This window comes from Paraglaciecola algarum, assembly GCF_021532655.1.
GTDB classification, from domain to species: Bacteria; Pseudomonadota; Gammaproteobacteria; order Enterobacterales; family Alteromonadaceae; genus Paraglaciecola; species Paraglaciecola algarum.
In genome coordinates, this window is record NZ_JAKGAS010000009.1 from 91,428 (window position 1) to 106,987 (window position 15,560).

General features: G+C 40.0%; 8 protein-coding genes. 4 read left to right on the forward strand and 4 right to left on the reverse strand.

Annotated elements, in window-relative coordinates; all coding sequences use genetic code 11:
• Nucleotides 1–224: 224 nt before the first annotated feature.
• Nucleotides 225–1,283, reverse strand: coding sequence for a LacI family DNA-binding transcriptional regulator (locus L0668_RS15920; RefSeq protein WP_235313712.1), 1,059 nt, complete (start codon nucleotides 1,281–1,283; stop codon nucleotides 225–227).
• Between the two features lie 703 nt (nucleotides 1,284–1,986).
• Between L0668_RS15920 and L0668_RS15925 the strand changes: the two genes are divergently transcribed.
• The 3 genes from L0668_RS15925 to L0668_RS15935 all read left to right on the forward strand — a co-directional run bounded on the left by L0668_RS15925 (nucleotide 1,987) and on the right by L0668_RS15935 (nucleotide 8,209).
• Nucleotides 1,987–5,043: a TonB-dependent receptor gene (locus tag L0668_RS15925; protein ID WP_235313713.1), complete on the forward strand. Its 3,057-nt coding sequence runs from the start codon at nucleotides 1,987–1,989 to the stop codon at nucleotides 5,041–5,043.
• Between the two features lie 71 nt (nucleotides 5,044–5,114).
• Nucleotides 5,115–6,668 (forward strand): tryptophan halogenase family protein, encoded by a 1,554-nt coding sequence (locus tag L0668_RS15930; RefSeq protein ID WP_235313714.1) that lies wholly within the window; start codon nucleotides 5,115–5,117, stop codon nucleotides 6,666–6,668.
• A complete protein-coding gene (locus tag L0668_RS15935; RefSeq protein WP_235313715.1) occupies nucleotides 6,668–8,209 on the forward strand; it encodes a tryptophan halogenase family protein in 1,542 nt (513 codons plus the stop codon). Before L0668_RS15930 ends, L0668_RS15935 begins: the two co-directional genes overlap by 1 nt.
• 131 nt (nucleotides 8,210–8,340) lie before the next feature.
• Here the strand turns inward: L0668_RS15935 and L0668_RS15940 are convergent, their stop codons facing one another.
• The 3 genes from L0668_RS15940 to L0668_RS15950 are packed head-to-tail and all read right to left on the reverse strand — an operon-like array spanning nucleotide 8,341 to nucleotide 14,055.
• Complete coding sequence (locus L0668_RS15940) at nucleotides 8,341–9,882, reverse strand: alpha-N-arabinofuranosidase (RefSeq protein ID WP_235313716.1); 1,542 nt, start codon at nucleotides 9,880–9,882, stop codon at nucleotides 8,341–8,343.
• Between the two features lie 55 nt (nucleotides 9,883–9,937).
• Complete coding sequence (locus tag L0668_RS15945) at nucleotides 9,938–11,869, reverse strand: sialate O-acetylesterase (RefSeq protein ID WP_235313717.1); 1,932 nt, start codon at nucleotides 11,867–11,869, stop codon at nucleotides 9,938–9,940.
• A 2-nt stretch (nucleotides 11,870–11,871) separates the two neighbouring features.
• Nucleotides 11,872–14,055 (reverse strand): alpha-glucuronidase family glycosyl hydrolase, encoded by a 2,184-nt coding sequence (locus tag L0668_RS15950; protein ID WP_235313718.1) that lies wholly within the window; start codon nucleotides 14,053–14,055, stop codon nucleotides 11,872–11,874.
• 257 nt (nucleotides 14,056–14,312) lie between these two features.
• On the opposite strand from L0668_RS15950, the gene manD reads away from it, so the two are divergent.
• The gene (manD, locus tag L0668_RS15955) at nucleotides 14,313–15,521 is read left to right on the forward strand and encodes a D-mannonate dehydratase ManD (RefSeq protein ID WP_235313719.1); all 1,209 of its coding nucleotides are present in this window, start codon (nucleotides 14,313–14,315) and stop codon (nucleotides 15,519–15,521) included.
• The last annotated feature ends 39 nt before the right edge of the window (nucleotides 15,522–15,560 follow it).

Below are 15,560 nucleotides of genomic sequence, written 5' to 3' on the forward strand. Positions count from 1 at the left end.
TAATAGTTAAGGGTTAATTTCGAATATTGACTTAAACCTATAAAAACCATTGTTTAAGTATATTTAGCAATCAACTTAAACGTTTAAGTTATTGTGGCTCAAAATTAATCTTAATTCAACAAATCACACAAAATATTTAACAATTGAATAAATTCACTGTCACATGGCAAACTATCCCACCGTGACAAAATACAGATAAATACAATTAAAACAGTATGTTATAGTTAGGCACTATCCCGTTCAATAAGTTTTGTCGGCATAAGGATCTTAGAAATAGTTTCACCTTTTACTAACATTAGTACCGCTTGCTCGCCTTTTTCTTTACTTTTTTGACAGACAGTGGTGAGACGAGGAGACGTTCTATTTGCCTCAGGGATATCATCAAAACCGACCACACTCAGCTCATTGGGAATCGATATAGACATTTCAGCAGCCACGTTCAGAACCGCGCTTGCAATCACGTCACTCATACATAAAATAATATTAGGTCGTGGGTTAATAGATAATACTTCTTTTGCAGCTTGCTTAGCCAAAGCAAAAGTATTATGTGGTACATGCCAAATTTGCTCAGGAGAAATAACGATTTGGTTTTCTTTTGCTGCTTGCAAATAACCGTTCAATCTTCTTCGAGAAACAGATTCACTTTCATCGTATAACTCATCTTCCGTGATACGGCATACTCTTTCAGAATGAATCAGCCTCAACCCCAAAATTGCAGCAGAAGGGTCAACTCTCTTTGTTAACACAAAATTAGCCACTTCATAAGCAGCCGCTTGATTATCTATATTAATAGAAGCAAATTCAGGGGCATCAAAATCAACAGTGACAATAGGTTTACCCGATTGAATCACTCGTTTATACAATGGGTTATTTTCTTGACTACCATACACAATAAAACTATCGGGAAGTGACTCAATACCAGAGTTGTGTTTACCAGAATCTGCACCAGACAGTAATAATAATTGCTTTTGGTGTTTTTCTATGGTCTCTGCAATACCAGATAAAAACTGGTTAGCCACAGGATCATTAAAGTAGTAACTCAAAGGATCGCTCAATAACACGCCTAAAACACCAGACTCCCCTTTTCTTAGGGAGCGTGCAGTAAGGTTCGGCCCGTGATAACCAATTTCTGCACATTCAGTTAAAATTCGTTCACGTAAAGATTTAGATAATTGATCTGGCCTATTAAACGCATTTGAAATGGTCGCCGTTGACACATTCAGGGTTTTAGCCACTGTTTTTAGTGTCCACACAATTTTAGTCGATTTCAGTTTTTCAGTCATAATAAGCAGTGCTTAAAGCAACCTTAAATTAAACGTTTAAGTATATTGCAAAAAGCAGACTTTATTAGCAAGCAAAACGTTAGAAATTAAGTTTTGCTCTATTTTACTTTATAAATCTGCGCTGAAACTCTAGACGATAAATTTTAACTAAAAGTCCTTTTCCAGTGACTAAAACATCAAATAATTCCTTTATCTAACGTTAAGAAATATCTGATATGAATTTTCAATACCATGTTTAAATCTTACGAAAAATCTAATGATAGTGTACAGGTTGAATTATATTATTTCCTAAATATCATACAGATAGAGTAAATTTACTGACACATCCCAATCACAAAACTTTAAAAAAAAGTAAACACATTGTTAATAAAAATAAATTTTTTTAATAATTTACAACTGTATGTTACCAGTAACAGGTGTTCAAGTAACTAAAATTGATAACAATCACATTATTTGACACCTCAGAAATGTTACGGGTAACTATAGGTTTTTATAAATTAAATTGCTACCGGTAGCAGTGACACAAGGAACAAGGTGAAAGGTTTATAGGTACTAAATAAGGTGCACATATTCATCACTTATTAAGTTTTAAAAACAAAAAATAATTAACTTGGGAGTTCATACATAAATGTCAAAATTTAACAGTTTAAAACCTCTAATTTTGCCAAACCATCGAAAGGTTGGCAAAAATGAGGCTTCGCCTATGTTTAAAAAATCTATACTAGCGGCTGCGATAATATCTTGCACTTCGCAGGCATACGCACAACAAAACACCAACCAAGATACAGACGAATTAGAAATCATCTCTGTTACAGGTCAACGTCAATCACTTGCTGACGCTTTAGAATTGAAACGTGAAGATACCACTATTGGGGATTCAATCGTTTTAGATGAAGCCGGTAAAGTACCAAGCACATCATTACTTGAAATATTACAACGTGTGCCTGGCGTAACCATGAATCGAGTGCGAGCAGGGGCTGAAGGTTCACCAGATGGCTTTTCTTTTGAGGGCTCAGGCGCTCAAGTTCGAGGTTTAACTAAAACCAAAACATTAGTTAACGGTCATGCGGTTTATTCAGCTAATGGTGGTAATGGACTGAGTTGGAATGACATTGGTCCCGAACTTTTAAAGACGGTTACGGTTTATAAAGCGAGCCGCGCAGACTTGGTTGAAGGTGGTGTGGCTGGTACTGTCAATTTAGAAACTAAAATGCCATTTGATTATGAAGGATTTCATGGTTCTTTATCTGCAACTGCTGACTATGGTGACTTCTCCGATGCACTAACACCGGCACTGTCAGGCTTGATTTCAGATCGTTTTGATACTGACATCGGTGAAATTGGTGTACTTGTTGATTTGGCCTACTCAAAAATTGAATCGTTTGATAGTAACTTAATTAACCCTCCTTATTATGCAAATAATTATAATGGTAACCGAGTTTACGTCCCAAGTGGTGTTCGCCAAACCCATGACGAGTTTTCTCGTATTCGTAAAGGTTATTATGCTGCTGTTCAGTGGAAGCCTCTTGACAATTTAGAGGTACATCACACCACTTTTGCATCAGAAAAAGCCAGTAATCGACATAGCCTGATTATGACTAATGAAACAAATGGTCAAGTAGGTATTTTTGACGGAGCTGAATTTGATAATAATAATGTATTTGTCAGAGGTGCTATTGGTAGCAACAATTTAACATCTGGCCTGGCTGTTAGTTCGGAAAGAAGCTATCGTCCAGCTTTTGGTAAAACCTCAGATCACGTCACCGGCTTTAAATACATTGAGGATAATTGGGAACTAAGTGGCAGTTATCAATTCACAAATGCTAGAGCCCATTTCGGTAAATATGGCATTGGTAGTTCTGTTACTAATGGCAATAATATTATTCAAACTAATATTGATGTTTCTGGTGATCGACAAATTATCGACTTCAATGGTCAAGAGTTATCAACCGCACCAGAAGATACCGGTTTTTCTAAATTTACTTGGCTGAATTCAAGAACCGACTCAAAAACCCATGCAGCTCATATAGATGCAATCATTCATATTGATGGTGATTTTTTTAAACAAGTAAAATTTGGCGCGCGAACTGAGAATCGTAATGAAGCAGATTCCTTTATCGGTAGTTGGTGGTCAGCAACAGGGCGTGATTGGAATGGTGTACCTAGAGGAGACGTAGGTTCGGCAACAGATGGAGATTTTTACCATGAAGAGTTTTCTGATTTCTTTAAAGGCGATATTCCATCACTTGGCAGTGTTTGGCTTGGCACGCCTGAATTGAATCAAAATGATAATTTTAACCGCTTTATAGACACCTATGCTTCTTGTGGACCTAATCTTCATTATCAATGTTCAGATCCAGAAGCAAGTACCGCTTTATACGAAGATAGAACTCTAAATAATACGCCGGAGTGGTATGAAACGTTTTACAAATCAAGAAATGCATATTTCATGGTTGGTTTTGAACAAGACGGTAATTCAGCATTTACTACATTTAGTGGTAATTTCGGTTTACGTTATGTTAAGTATGACGTTGAAAGTATTGGTAATTTTACCTTTGTTGATGAATCTCGTTATTATGCTAACCAAGCAGATGCTGATGCATCATTAGCAGCAATGGGCGGTATTGAAGGGGCTCTAGCGTGGCAAGAAGCCAATGAAGGTATACAACCTCCTCTTACTAGAGAAAGTGTTGGTTATTCTATCGACCGAAGGGGCAGCTTTTCTAACGATTACATCTTACCGTCGTTTAATATTAAATTTGAACCAGCTGATGACTGGGTGGCTCGTTATGCGTTTACTAAAACACTGACCGCGCCGAATTCTTCTCAAATTAGAGCACGAGGTAATGCCAGTGTTCAAACCACTGTTAACCCGATTAATGAGCAATTAGACTTACAATACCCTGAGGATGATATTTCGGTTCCGTCAGTGTTTGCGGGTTATGCAAATAGTTCAGGTAACCCATTCCTAGAGCCAGAAATTGCTTTGAATCATGACTTCTCGCTCGAATGGTATCCTAAAGAAGGTTCATCGGTTAGCCTATCGTTATTCCATAAAACAGTTGAAAATTACATTACTTTCAATAACTTTTCAGGACCGGCGAGTGGCTTCTTTTCTGAAGAAGATCTGCCGCAATCCAAAATTGCAGATGAAAATGTCGATGATAGTGTATTCCTAGATGGCAATATATCGAGTCGTACTAATTTTAATGCAGATGAAGATACCATCATTAGTGGTTTCGAATTAGCCGGACGTACATACTTTGATCAACTTGATGGCTGGATGAGTGGTTTTGGTATCGACGCTAACGTGACTTATATTAACAACGACGCTCCTGATGCATTTGCCTTAGATATTAATGGTGACAAACTTGTAGTGCCGGTTATTGGTCTTTCTGAATGGACCTACTCTTCTACCTTACTTTATGATTTGGATTCCATAAGTGCTCGTATCGCCTATAACTGGCGTGATGATTATTTAACCACAACTAATGATGGTAGCTCGACCAGAGTCTATCAGGACCCGTTCTCTGGTGACGATATTCAAATCGGTTTACCTGTTTATGCTAAAGCCAGTGGTCGTCTTGATGCGAGTATCTCCTACAAATTATCTGATAATATGAATGTGAAACTAAACGTTCAGAACCTCACTGATGAGGATCAGGTAACACAGATGGAAATATTAGATGATGTCTTTGTTAAACGTGCAGTGTTTGTAACGGATCGTCGTTATAGCCTTCACTTTAGTATGACTTTTTAAGGCAAGCGGTTTTAAGGTAAGCGGTAAAGATGCTCTTAAGCAAACTTAACTAATGTGATACGAGGTATAGAATGACTAAGAGTGTCTTAATTGTTGGCGGGGGAACCGCCGGTTGGACAACTGCCGCATACATGGCGCAGATGTTAGCAGCAGACACCCCTGGAGGGGTGTCTATCACGTTAGTAGAATCTGACGAAATTGGTATCCTAGGTGTTGGTGAGGGTACCTTTCCTATTATTCGTAAAACAATGCGCACTATTGGCATTGATGAAAGTGAACTTATTCGTGATGCGAATGCCACATTTAAACAAGGCATTCGCTTTAATAATTGGAAAAAAAATCCGGCGGATGATCCGGAGAATAGCTATTTTCATCCTTTTCAAGTGGCTTCTCAACACACAGATATGGATCTTTTGCCTTATTGGTTGCTTGGCGTTGCCGGCGATGTGCCGTGGGCTGAGGCTTGTACAGTGCAAGAGCGAGTGGTTGATGGCAAACTTGCCCCCAAATTAATTACTCACCCTAATTACGATGGACCTCTTAATTACGCCTATCATTTTGATGCGTCTAAATTTGCTGAAGTTCTTCGTCGCCGAGCGATGGTTATGGGAGTCAAACGCTTAATTGACACCATAGAAGATGTCAAACTTGATGAGCATGGCGCAATTTCTTATGTTCAAGGGCGCACCCATGGCGAACTTAAAGCTGATTTATATATCGACTGTACCGGCTTTAGAGCCCTCTTAATTGGTAAAGCACTCGGTTCGGAGTTGACCTCATTTAAAAATGAACTCTTTTGTGACCGCGCTGTAGCTATGCAAATACCTTATGAACATCCCAACACCCCCATCCCATCGTGTACTTATACCACAGCTAAAGAGTCAGGCTGGATTTGGGATATAGGTCTACATGACCGTCGAGGTCTCGGTTACGTGTATTCTTCAAAATATTGTAGTGATGATGAAGCACTAGCCACATTAAAAAAACACATTGGTCCAGCAGCCGATAATAAACAACATAAAGTACTCCCATTTGAGCCGGGTATTAGAAAAACCCAATGGCATAAAAACTGTGTAGGTATTGGCCTATCTGTAGGGTTTATTGAGCCTTTAGAAGCCACTGGTATTAGTTTTGCTGAAATTGCCGCTTTAATGTTATGTAATTTATTTCCTTGGTCAGGCGATTATGAACATTCAGCGACACAATTTAATAAAGCAATGACCACACGTTTTGAACATGTAAAAGATTTTATAAAGCTGCATTACTATTTAAGCGATCGTAATGACACTCAATTTTGGCAGGATAACCGTTCGCCAGACTCTGCTTCCGATTACCTAAAAAGAAAATTAGAGCAATGGCGACATCGCCCGCCGTCTTTTCTAGATATTGATCTTAGCCATGATATTTTTGATGAAAATAGTTGGCAATATATTCTTTATGGCATGGGCTTTAAAACCGATATTTCGGCTAGAGCAGATGCACTGCGCTTTTACGACGAAGCAAAACGTGAATTTGAAAGTATTCGACAACAAAGTAAAAATGCCATGTCAGCCGTCCCTACTCATCGAGACTTAATCAATGAAGTGATTAAAACAGGCTTTCGCCCCAAGAAAATGCCAAGGTAATGACTAAATATGAATCTTACAAAACAAAGATGAGTAATAAACCCAAAGTAAAAAATGTGGTGATTGTTGGCGGCGGTACATCCGGTTGGATGTGTGCTGCAGCGATTGCTCGAACTGCGCCCCCCCATACAAACATCACCTTAATTGAATCCGAAGATATAGGAGTGATAGGTGTCGGTGAAGCCACTATACCAACACTATTAGAATTTAATGACTTTCTCGGATTACAAGAAAATGATGTGCTACGGGAATGCCAAGGCACATTTAAGTTAGGCATCGATTTTATTGATTGGTACAAAAAAGGCCAAAGTTACTTCCACCCTTTTGCATTATACGGTCGTGACACGCCAGAGTTTTCTTTTCATCAGCTGTGGTTACGTTTAAAACAAATATCGACTGATACTGCTGGTGATATCGACGCCTACAATATTGGCACCGCAGCAGCCTACCTTGAGCGGTTTTCTCTCCAGCAAGGAGGGGCTAATGCAATTTTGTCGACTATACGTCACGCCTACCATATTGATTCTAAAAAGTATGGGCAAATGTTACGCCGCTATGCTCAAAATAAAGGAGTAAAACGTATAGAGGAAATGGTCGTTAATGTTGATCAAAACCCTGCAACCGGAGACATCCAATCGGTCACCTTAAAAGATAACCAAATTGTTGCTGGTGAGCTGTTTATTGACTGTAGTGGCTTTAAAGCATTACTCATTGATGGGGTCATGCAGAGCAAGTTTGTTGATTGGAGTCACTATTTACCTTGTGATCGTGCTATCGCCCTGCAAACAAAACTTACAGCTCCCCCCGCTCCATATACCAAAGCCACCGCTGACTTAGCTGGATGGCGCTGGCGTATCCCCCTACAAGAGCGCGCTGGCAATGGACATGTTTATTCTAGTCAATTCATGCAACACGACCAAGCATTAGAGCGTTTAGTAAACCACGCCGAAGGTAAGGCCCTAACAGAACCATTACCCTTACAATTTTGTACCGGCCATAGGCAAAAATTTTGGGGTAGGAACTGTGTAGCAATAGGCCTTGCTGGAGGTTTTATCGAACCGCTTGAGTCTACCAGCATTCACCTTGCACAGATGGGCATTCAGGAGCTGATTAATTTGTGGCCCGGGCGCGGTTGCAATGATGCTGAAATAGCTCACTACAACCATATGATGACTGAAGACTACGAAAAAATCCGGGATTTTATAATACTCCACTATAAAACAACGCAACGAGAAGATACTCCATTTTGGCGTTACGTAAAAAACATGCCAATACCGGATACCTTGTCAGCCAAGATTGAAACGTTTCAACACAGTGGTCGAATTTTCACTGCTCCTAGAGACTTATTTAAAACACATAGTTGGTTGTCTGTTTTGGTGGGACAAGGCATTGTACCGAAACATTATGAAGCAGCGATTGATAGGATCCCAGAAAACGCTCTAATTCAAAATATGCAACACCTTAAAGAAGCAGTAAATAAAACTGCATTGGCCTTACCTACTCACGAAGCACATATCAACCGGATCTGTTCAAATAATTAACACAGCCAAAGGTGCATGGCTGCAGTATGTCAAACAAACTCTTTCAGCAGGATATTAATGATATAACAGTCGCTAACTAAATCATTATTTTCATCGGTATTAACGATCTCCTGCATAGCAAAAGAAGCTAATCAGTTATTCAACTTAACCACAATTACTGATTTAGCTGGCAATTCAAAAGCGAAGTTGTCGTTAGAAGCCTTCACCTCAAATTGACGTGGCGCTAAATTATTTGGCTTATCAAAAGTATTGTGAGCGTCCATTTTAACATCCGTCAGAATTTGTCCTTTCACTCCTTGATACTTGCCATCAAGTCGAATGGTTTCTGCTTTATTTGGATCCAGATTCACAAGTGTTAACCACTGCTCACCAGTCTTAGTGACGGCTGCGCTAGCACTGATTTTATCCACGCTATTTTCGCCTTCTCCGTATTTACCATTATTTTTTAATGTTAAAGGAAGATAGCTGGCATCTTGAAAAGGCACATGCATTTTAAACACGTGATAAGTCGGTGTTAATAACATTTTTTCCTTGTCAGTCAATATCATGGCTTGCAACACATTTATCATCTGCGCAATATTACTCATCTGTACTCGTTTAGCGTATTTATGAAAAATATTTAAGTTTACCGCTGCAACTATGGCATCACGTAAGCTATTTTGCTGGTAAAGAAATCCAGGTTCTCCTTCGCTCACATCAAACCAAGTGCCCCACTCGTCCACGTTAAATGCTACTTTTGCTTCAGGATCATATTTATCCATGATGGCAATGTTATCCATTAAGAACTTTTCGATTTTAACTGTATTAACCATAGTGGATAACCATTCACTTTCTGGAAAATCAAGAGCCGCGCCCTTCTTACCCCAGTCTCCCGTGGGCAAAGTGTAGTAATGATGACTAATGGCATCCATTTTTACCCCAGTTTTTTTGGCTTTTATCAGGGTTTCAGTCCAGTCTGTTTGAGCATTTTGTCCGCCACTGGCAATAAATAGCGGTGTATTGTCATGGGGAGTTTTAGCAAACGTTGCATAGTGTTTGTATAAGTCAGTGTAATACTCTGGCGTCATGTTTCCGCCACAACCCCAGGCTTCATTGCCAATAGCGAAATGATCGATTCGCCAAGGTTTATCTCGGCCATTTGCTCGTCTTTGATTAGCTAATGTCGAGTCACTATCAGAGGTCATATACTCCAACCACTGAGCCATTTCGGTCGGCGTACCGGTGCCAAGATTTCCATTTACATAGACTTCAGCATTAAGCATTTCGGCGAGATCTAAAAACTCATGGGTACCAAAACGGTTATCATCTATTACACCGCCCCAAGTGGTATTCACTCGCTTAGCTCTTTCTTCTTTTGGTCCAATGCCATCTTGCCAATGATATTCATCTGCAAAACAACCACCTGGCCAGCGTAACAAGGGTACTTGTAACTCTTTTAAAGCAGCTAAAACATCATTGCGGTAACCGTTAGTATTAGGGATCTCACTGTTTTCACCCACCCATATACCTTCATAAATACCACGACCAAGGTGTTCCATAAACTGACCGTAAATATTTCGGTTAATTTTCGACGCAGGTTTATCGACATGAATATTAACCGTCACATCTGCTTCGCTTGGCAGGGTTGTAAGCGACAGACACAGAATGCCAACCGCTAAAAATCGTTTAACCATTGCTATCTATACTCTTTGATATACGTTTTATTAATTTGAAATTGTATATTTATATCTATAAATCAACTTCAAAAGGAGAAGCGGGCAAGCCTTCTTTATTAAATAAATTAGCATTAGCAGGCGAATGGGCCCAGCCATACCTTAACTTGCTAGGTACGGCAATGTCCGGGTGCCATACGATGACCTTATCTCCGACAATTTTACTTTTAGCCCAGATAAACTCACCTGTGTTATCTTTAATAGCAAAGCCAGTCAATTCTTCACCTTTGGCTTGCAAACCACTACCTAGATGCTTAAAACTAAGTGTTACTTTATTCCCCGTAACTTGAGCTGACGTAAACAACGGCCCTGAATACACTAGGTCTTTTTTGTAAGCTAACGCCTGAGCCGCTAATGCTAATCTTTCACCCACAGTTTTTTTATCCATTGGATGAATATCGTTCCATGCTCCTGAATCAATAATCACCGCCATGGCTGTATTGGGCACTCGATCTAATGTTTTGAATTGGGCGTACCGTAACTCAGCCCAGTTGCTTTCCATTGGCGCCTCTTCAACAGGCATAAAGTCGGCTAATTGCACAAACAAAAATGGAAAATCACCTTGTTGCCATTTATCTCGCCACAAGTTAATCAGCTCAGGAAATAGAGTTTCATATTCTTGTGGACGGCCCGTATTTGACTCTCCTTGATACCAAATCACCCCTTTAATTTTTAAATTAAGTAGTGGGTGCAACATGGCCTGATAACACCCTAATGGTTCATTGTGAGCCACAAATCGACTGGGGCTTGGTGCTTTAGACATGACACTACCGATTTGATATTTCCAGTCACCCGTTAAGTCAATTCTAGTGTCTGCAACTGTTAAATAATAAGGCATATCTGGGATAAATTGGCCATTATTATTGTTGACTCTAGCTCGAACCGTAATGATATTTTTACCGGCTTTTAGTATACCTTTAGGCACTTGATAACGTCTTGGCGGGTATTGATAAGTGGTTTGTCCAACCTTAATACCATTAATATAGGTTTCGTCAGCGTCAACTATTGTGCCTAAACGCAAATAACCTGGCTCACCACCAATATTAGCTGGTAGAGTAATTTCTCGTTGAAACCACACCACCCCATATTTTACATCTATGCCCTGCTCTTGCCATACACCGGGTACTTTGTATGTTAGCCACGCATCACTGTTGATATTGGGTTGTGACCAAGGAATGATCGCCTTAAGACCTAGGTCATTTTGGTTTAACTCAGCCATCCAGGCGTCAGAATCTTGTTTATCCGCTGCTTGTATTGATTGTAAATACTTCTCGTCTTGTAAACCTTTGGCTTCTTTATACAAAGCTGGATATTTTTGTAAACTAGTCTCGTCCATCCAGCATTCGGCACCCGTTCCACCTTTATTGGAAGCTATGATCCCAATAGGTATATTTTCACTTTTTAATAATTCACGACCAAAGAAATAACCGATTGCAGAATGATTCATCACATTTTGTGGTGTTGTTTCTTGCCACTCTCCAGCAGATAGATCCTCTAATGGTTGTTTGAATGTCATTTTGGTAGGCACGGTAAAATTTCTTAACAGTGGATAATTTGCTTGCGCTGGCTCTTCCGGAAACATTTCTTCAATCCGATACATAGGAATGCTCATGTTGGATTGTCCAGATGCAATCCATACATCACCAAAATACACATCGGTTAATTCAACTTTGTTATTACCAGAAAACGAAATTTTATGGGGGCCACCAGCAGGCATAGACTTGAGCATAATTTGCCACTTACCATTGCCTGCCTGCACACTGCCAACAAGTTTTCCGTCTAACTTAACTCGAATTTTTTCATTACTGTCTGACCAGCCCCAAAGTTTAACTTCGGTATCTCTTTGCAATACCATGCCATCTGACAACAACTTTGGCAGCCGAATATCAGCCCAAGCTTGTTGACCCAACAAGTTGCACAAGACAATAAAATATAAGTACTTTTTCATATTTAATCACCTCTACCCGGAGCATTTGGGAACTTCATATTTTGATAGTAATCAAGAGGATGAGCAGGTGGGGTTAAACCATCGGGTAATGGGCGTTTAGCGAAAGATTGAAAGTAACTCACGCAAGCGTCTCGCCACCATTTAGCCTCTTGTTGATGTATGTTAAACACCATAGTTTGTTGTGCGAACAATAATGGGTCTATCCAAGGTTGCAGTTCACTCCATTGTTTGGCCATTTCTTCTACTTCACTGGCCCCTTGATAATAACGATGCACTAATTCATTCCATAAAGATCGTCCACTTGATTTGATGCTGTAGTCCCATGGAAGATGATGGAACCACAATAAAAACTCTTCAGGTGTGGTGCTGGGATCAGCTAAACGGCTTCTTAGTGGCTCGTGATATTGGGCCACGGCGTTTACGCCAGAAGGTGAGCGGTCAAATCCAATGCCCTGCTCATCAGCTTTATGATAGTAAACAGACGTCCAGTCCTCTCTACCGAGGTCTTTTATCCAAGGTCCAGGACCATAATGATGCCCCTCGTCCATAATGTGATGTAAACCCAGAGGGGTCATGTAATTCACTGTTGTTTCCCGCGAAGACATCAGTAAATTGACTATTTTATCAACCGCTTGAGTATTTTGGGTCAAGGTCATTTGGGTCCATTCTTGGGCAATTTCCTCTGATGATAATTCGTGATCCCAAGCTAATCTGCCAAACGCATACCAGTTTGATTGCAACAGTACATTCCCAGTCCAGTTTCTATCTGACCCTATATTCGATACACCAGCCATACCGCTAATGTTATTTTGGAAAAGTGAACCGTCCACCACTTTAGCTACGGTTGAACCTTTACCTTTAGCATAGGTATCTGTAGACAAAACTTCTTTATACATAGGCCCTAAATATACGTTGTGGGTACTAAAGCCTAAATACTCTTGAGTAATTTGAAACTCCATCATAAGAGGTGTGTTGGGTGTTGCGCCAAATAACGGGCTAATAGGCTCTCTAGGTTGAAAATCAATCGGGCCATTTTTAACTTGTACTAAAACATTTGGTAAAAATTTACCATCAAGAGGCTTAAACTCACTGTAGGCTTGTTTTGAACGTTCTTCATTTTTCTCATTGGCATATACAAATGCACGCCACATCACTATGCCACCATGGGGGGCTAAAGCTTCAGCCAGCATATTAGCCCCTTGGGCATGAGTCCGTCCAAAATCACCAGGACCTGGTTGACCTTCAGAGTTGGCCTTAACCAAAAAGCCACCAAAGTCGGGGATTTCAGCATAGATTTCTTTACTTTTTTGCTTCCACCAAGCTAACACTTCTGGCTTAGTTGGATCTGATGTTTCCAGGCCACCTATCAATTGAGGGGAGCTAAATTTAACTGACAAATATACTTTCATACCATAAGAGCGAAAAACCTCAGCTAAGGCTTTTACTTTTTCTAAGTATTGTGGGGTTAGAATTAATGGATCTGCATTCACGTTATTTAACACAGTACCATTGATACCAACCGATGCATTGGCCCGCGCATAATCATGGTATCTTTGGTAGATAAGCTCAGGTAACTTGTGCCAATCCCAGATAGATTGACCTGCATAACCGCGCTCAACATGCCTATCTAAATTATCCCAATGATTCAAAACACGTACTGAAATTTTAGGAGATGAGAATATGTTTAAAGATACTATTGATTGCCTAGTTTGCACTAACCTAAGTAAATGGTAGGTGCCATACAAAGTCGCGACGTCAGTCTTACCAGTAATTAATACTTTCTTTTGGCCATTTTCACTAAATCCATAGATCAAATAGTCTTCATCTGTCTTAAACTCTTTGCCATCGGTAGCATTATTACGTAAAGCTTCAGGAAGTTCTGCTAGATTAGCCACTAACAAGCTAGCGTCTCCTTGTTGGCTATCAACTGCCTGATTACCTAACATGCTTGAAAAAGCATAGGTTAACTCTTGGCGAATAACCTTATCGGTAGATGAGTTTCCTGCGACATGCCAATGACTAAGTTGTTGGCTATAGCTCGCTCGCTGTTCGAGATGACTAATATAGTCATATTTCAACCACAAACGATACCCATCGTCACCAGACAATATGGAAGAAGCGTGAGATAAATGACTCACCAGCAAAACAATACAAGCTAAAACACCCGTTACTTTCAATTTATTCATTTGTTACCCAATTACAATCTAATAGTTAACGTTTTAATAATTAAAACGTTTTATCTATGGCACTCTAAGTATTAGCCCATTGTTCACTCTTTTGATTAACAAGTTGTTTTATTTTTTTTACAACCAGTTTATAAAAATTGTTAATTGATGAATAGCCTTTGCCTTCCTTGTAGACTTGGGGCAGCATCTATATGTAATCGTTATCACTCTTATCAGTAGTGAGATCACTGCTGATGTAATAATCTTGGATAGACACAATGATAATCACCTCTGCTCGCGTCATAGTCACTTGCCCTGGGCGTAACTTTGTCACAGTTAAAATCGAAACAGATCAAGGCTTATATGGTGTGGGAGACGCCACACTAAATGGTAGAGAGCTTTCAGTAGCGAGTTATTTAAATGACCATATGCTACCGTGTTTAATTGGTCGCGATGCCAGCCAAATTGAAGATATTTGGCAATACTTTTATAAGGGCGCGTACTGGCGCAGAGGCCCAGTGGGCATGACAGCATTAGCTGGAATTGATATGGCTTTATGGGATATCAAAGCCAAAGCGGCCAACATGCCCCTTTACCAGTTATTAGGTGGTAAAAGCCGAAATAAAGTCATGGTATATGGTCATGCAAATGGTAAAGGAATTGATGAAACCGTTGATGCTGTGGGTCAATATATCGATTTAGGATATCAGGCCATTCGGGTGCAATCGGGTGTACCAGGTTTGGACTCTACTTATGGTATATCCAAAAACACTTTATTTTATGAACCAGCCAGCACTGATTTGCCTAAAGAAGATGTGTGGTCAAGCCATAAATATATGAAATTTATCCCTGAATTGTTTGCCAAAATTCGCGACACCTATGGTTACGATTATCATTTGTTACATGATGCCCATCATAGACTTACACCAATTGAAGCGGCTAGAGTCGGAAAAGATTTAGAACCCTATAGATTATTTTGGCTTGAAGATGCCGTCACCGCGGAATTACAAGAAGGCTTTCGGTTATTAAGACAACATACCACCACGCCAATCGCTGTGGGCGAAGTGTTTAATTCTATTCACGATTGTCAGCAACTCATTACTGAACAACTAATTGACTATATTCGCACCACAATAGTCCATGCAGGCGGTATCACTCATCTCAAACAAATTGCTGCCTTGGCCAACCTTTACCACGTGAAAACAGGATTTCATGGTGCTACTGACTTGTCGCCTATTACCTTAGGCTGTGCGGTGCATTTTGACACTTGGGTGCCAAACTTTGGTATTCAAGAATATATGCAGCACAGCGACCAAACCAATGAAGTATTCCCCCACGATTATAAATTTGAAGCAGGACACCTCATTGTGGGAGAAAAGCCTGGTCACGGGGTAGACATAGACGAAAACCTAGCGGCAAAATATCCATATAAAAGAGCCTACCTGCCTGTCAACAGATTAGAAGACGGTACTATGTTTAATTGGTGACGTGTTTAATTGGTGATAGGCTTTTAAAAGGGGCTAGAT

What these genes read in the sequence shown, in the direction of transcription:
- L0668_RS15920 (WP_235313712.1), bottom strand. Translation starts at nt 1,283, where the DNA reads ATGACTGAAAAACTGAAATCGACTAAAATTGTGTGGACACTAAAAACA.
- L0668_RS15925 (WP_235313713.1), top strand. Translation starts at nt 1,987, where the DNA reads ATGTTTAAAAAATCTATACTAGCGGCTGCGATAATATCTTGCACTTCG.
- L0668_RS15930 (WP_235313714.1), top strand. Translation starts at nt 5,115, where the DNA reads ATGACTAAGAGTGTCTTAATTGTTGGCGGGGGAACCGCCGGTTGGACA.
- L0668_RS15935 (WP_235313715.1), top strand. Translation starts at nt 6,668, where the DNA reads ATGACTAAATATGAATCTTACAAAACAAAGATGAGTAATAAACCCAAA.
- L0668_RS15940 (WP_235313716.1), bottom strand. Translation starts at nt 9,882, where the DNA reads ATGGTTAAACGATTTTTAGCGGTTGGCATTCTGTGTCTGTCGCTTACA.
- L0668_RS15945 (WP_235313717.1), bottom strand. Translation starts at nt 11,869, where the DNA reads ATGAAAAAGTACTTATATTTTATTGTCTTGTGCAACTTGTTGGGTCAA.
- L0668_RS15950 (WP_235313718.1), bottom strand. Translation starts at nt 14,055, where the DNA reads ATGAATAAATTGAAAGTAACGGGTGTTTTAGCTTGTATTGTTTTGCTG.
- manD (WP_235313719.1), top strand. Translation starts at nt 14,313, where the DNA reads ATGATAATCACCTCTGCTCGCGTCATAGTCACTTGCCCTGGGCGTAAC.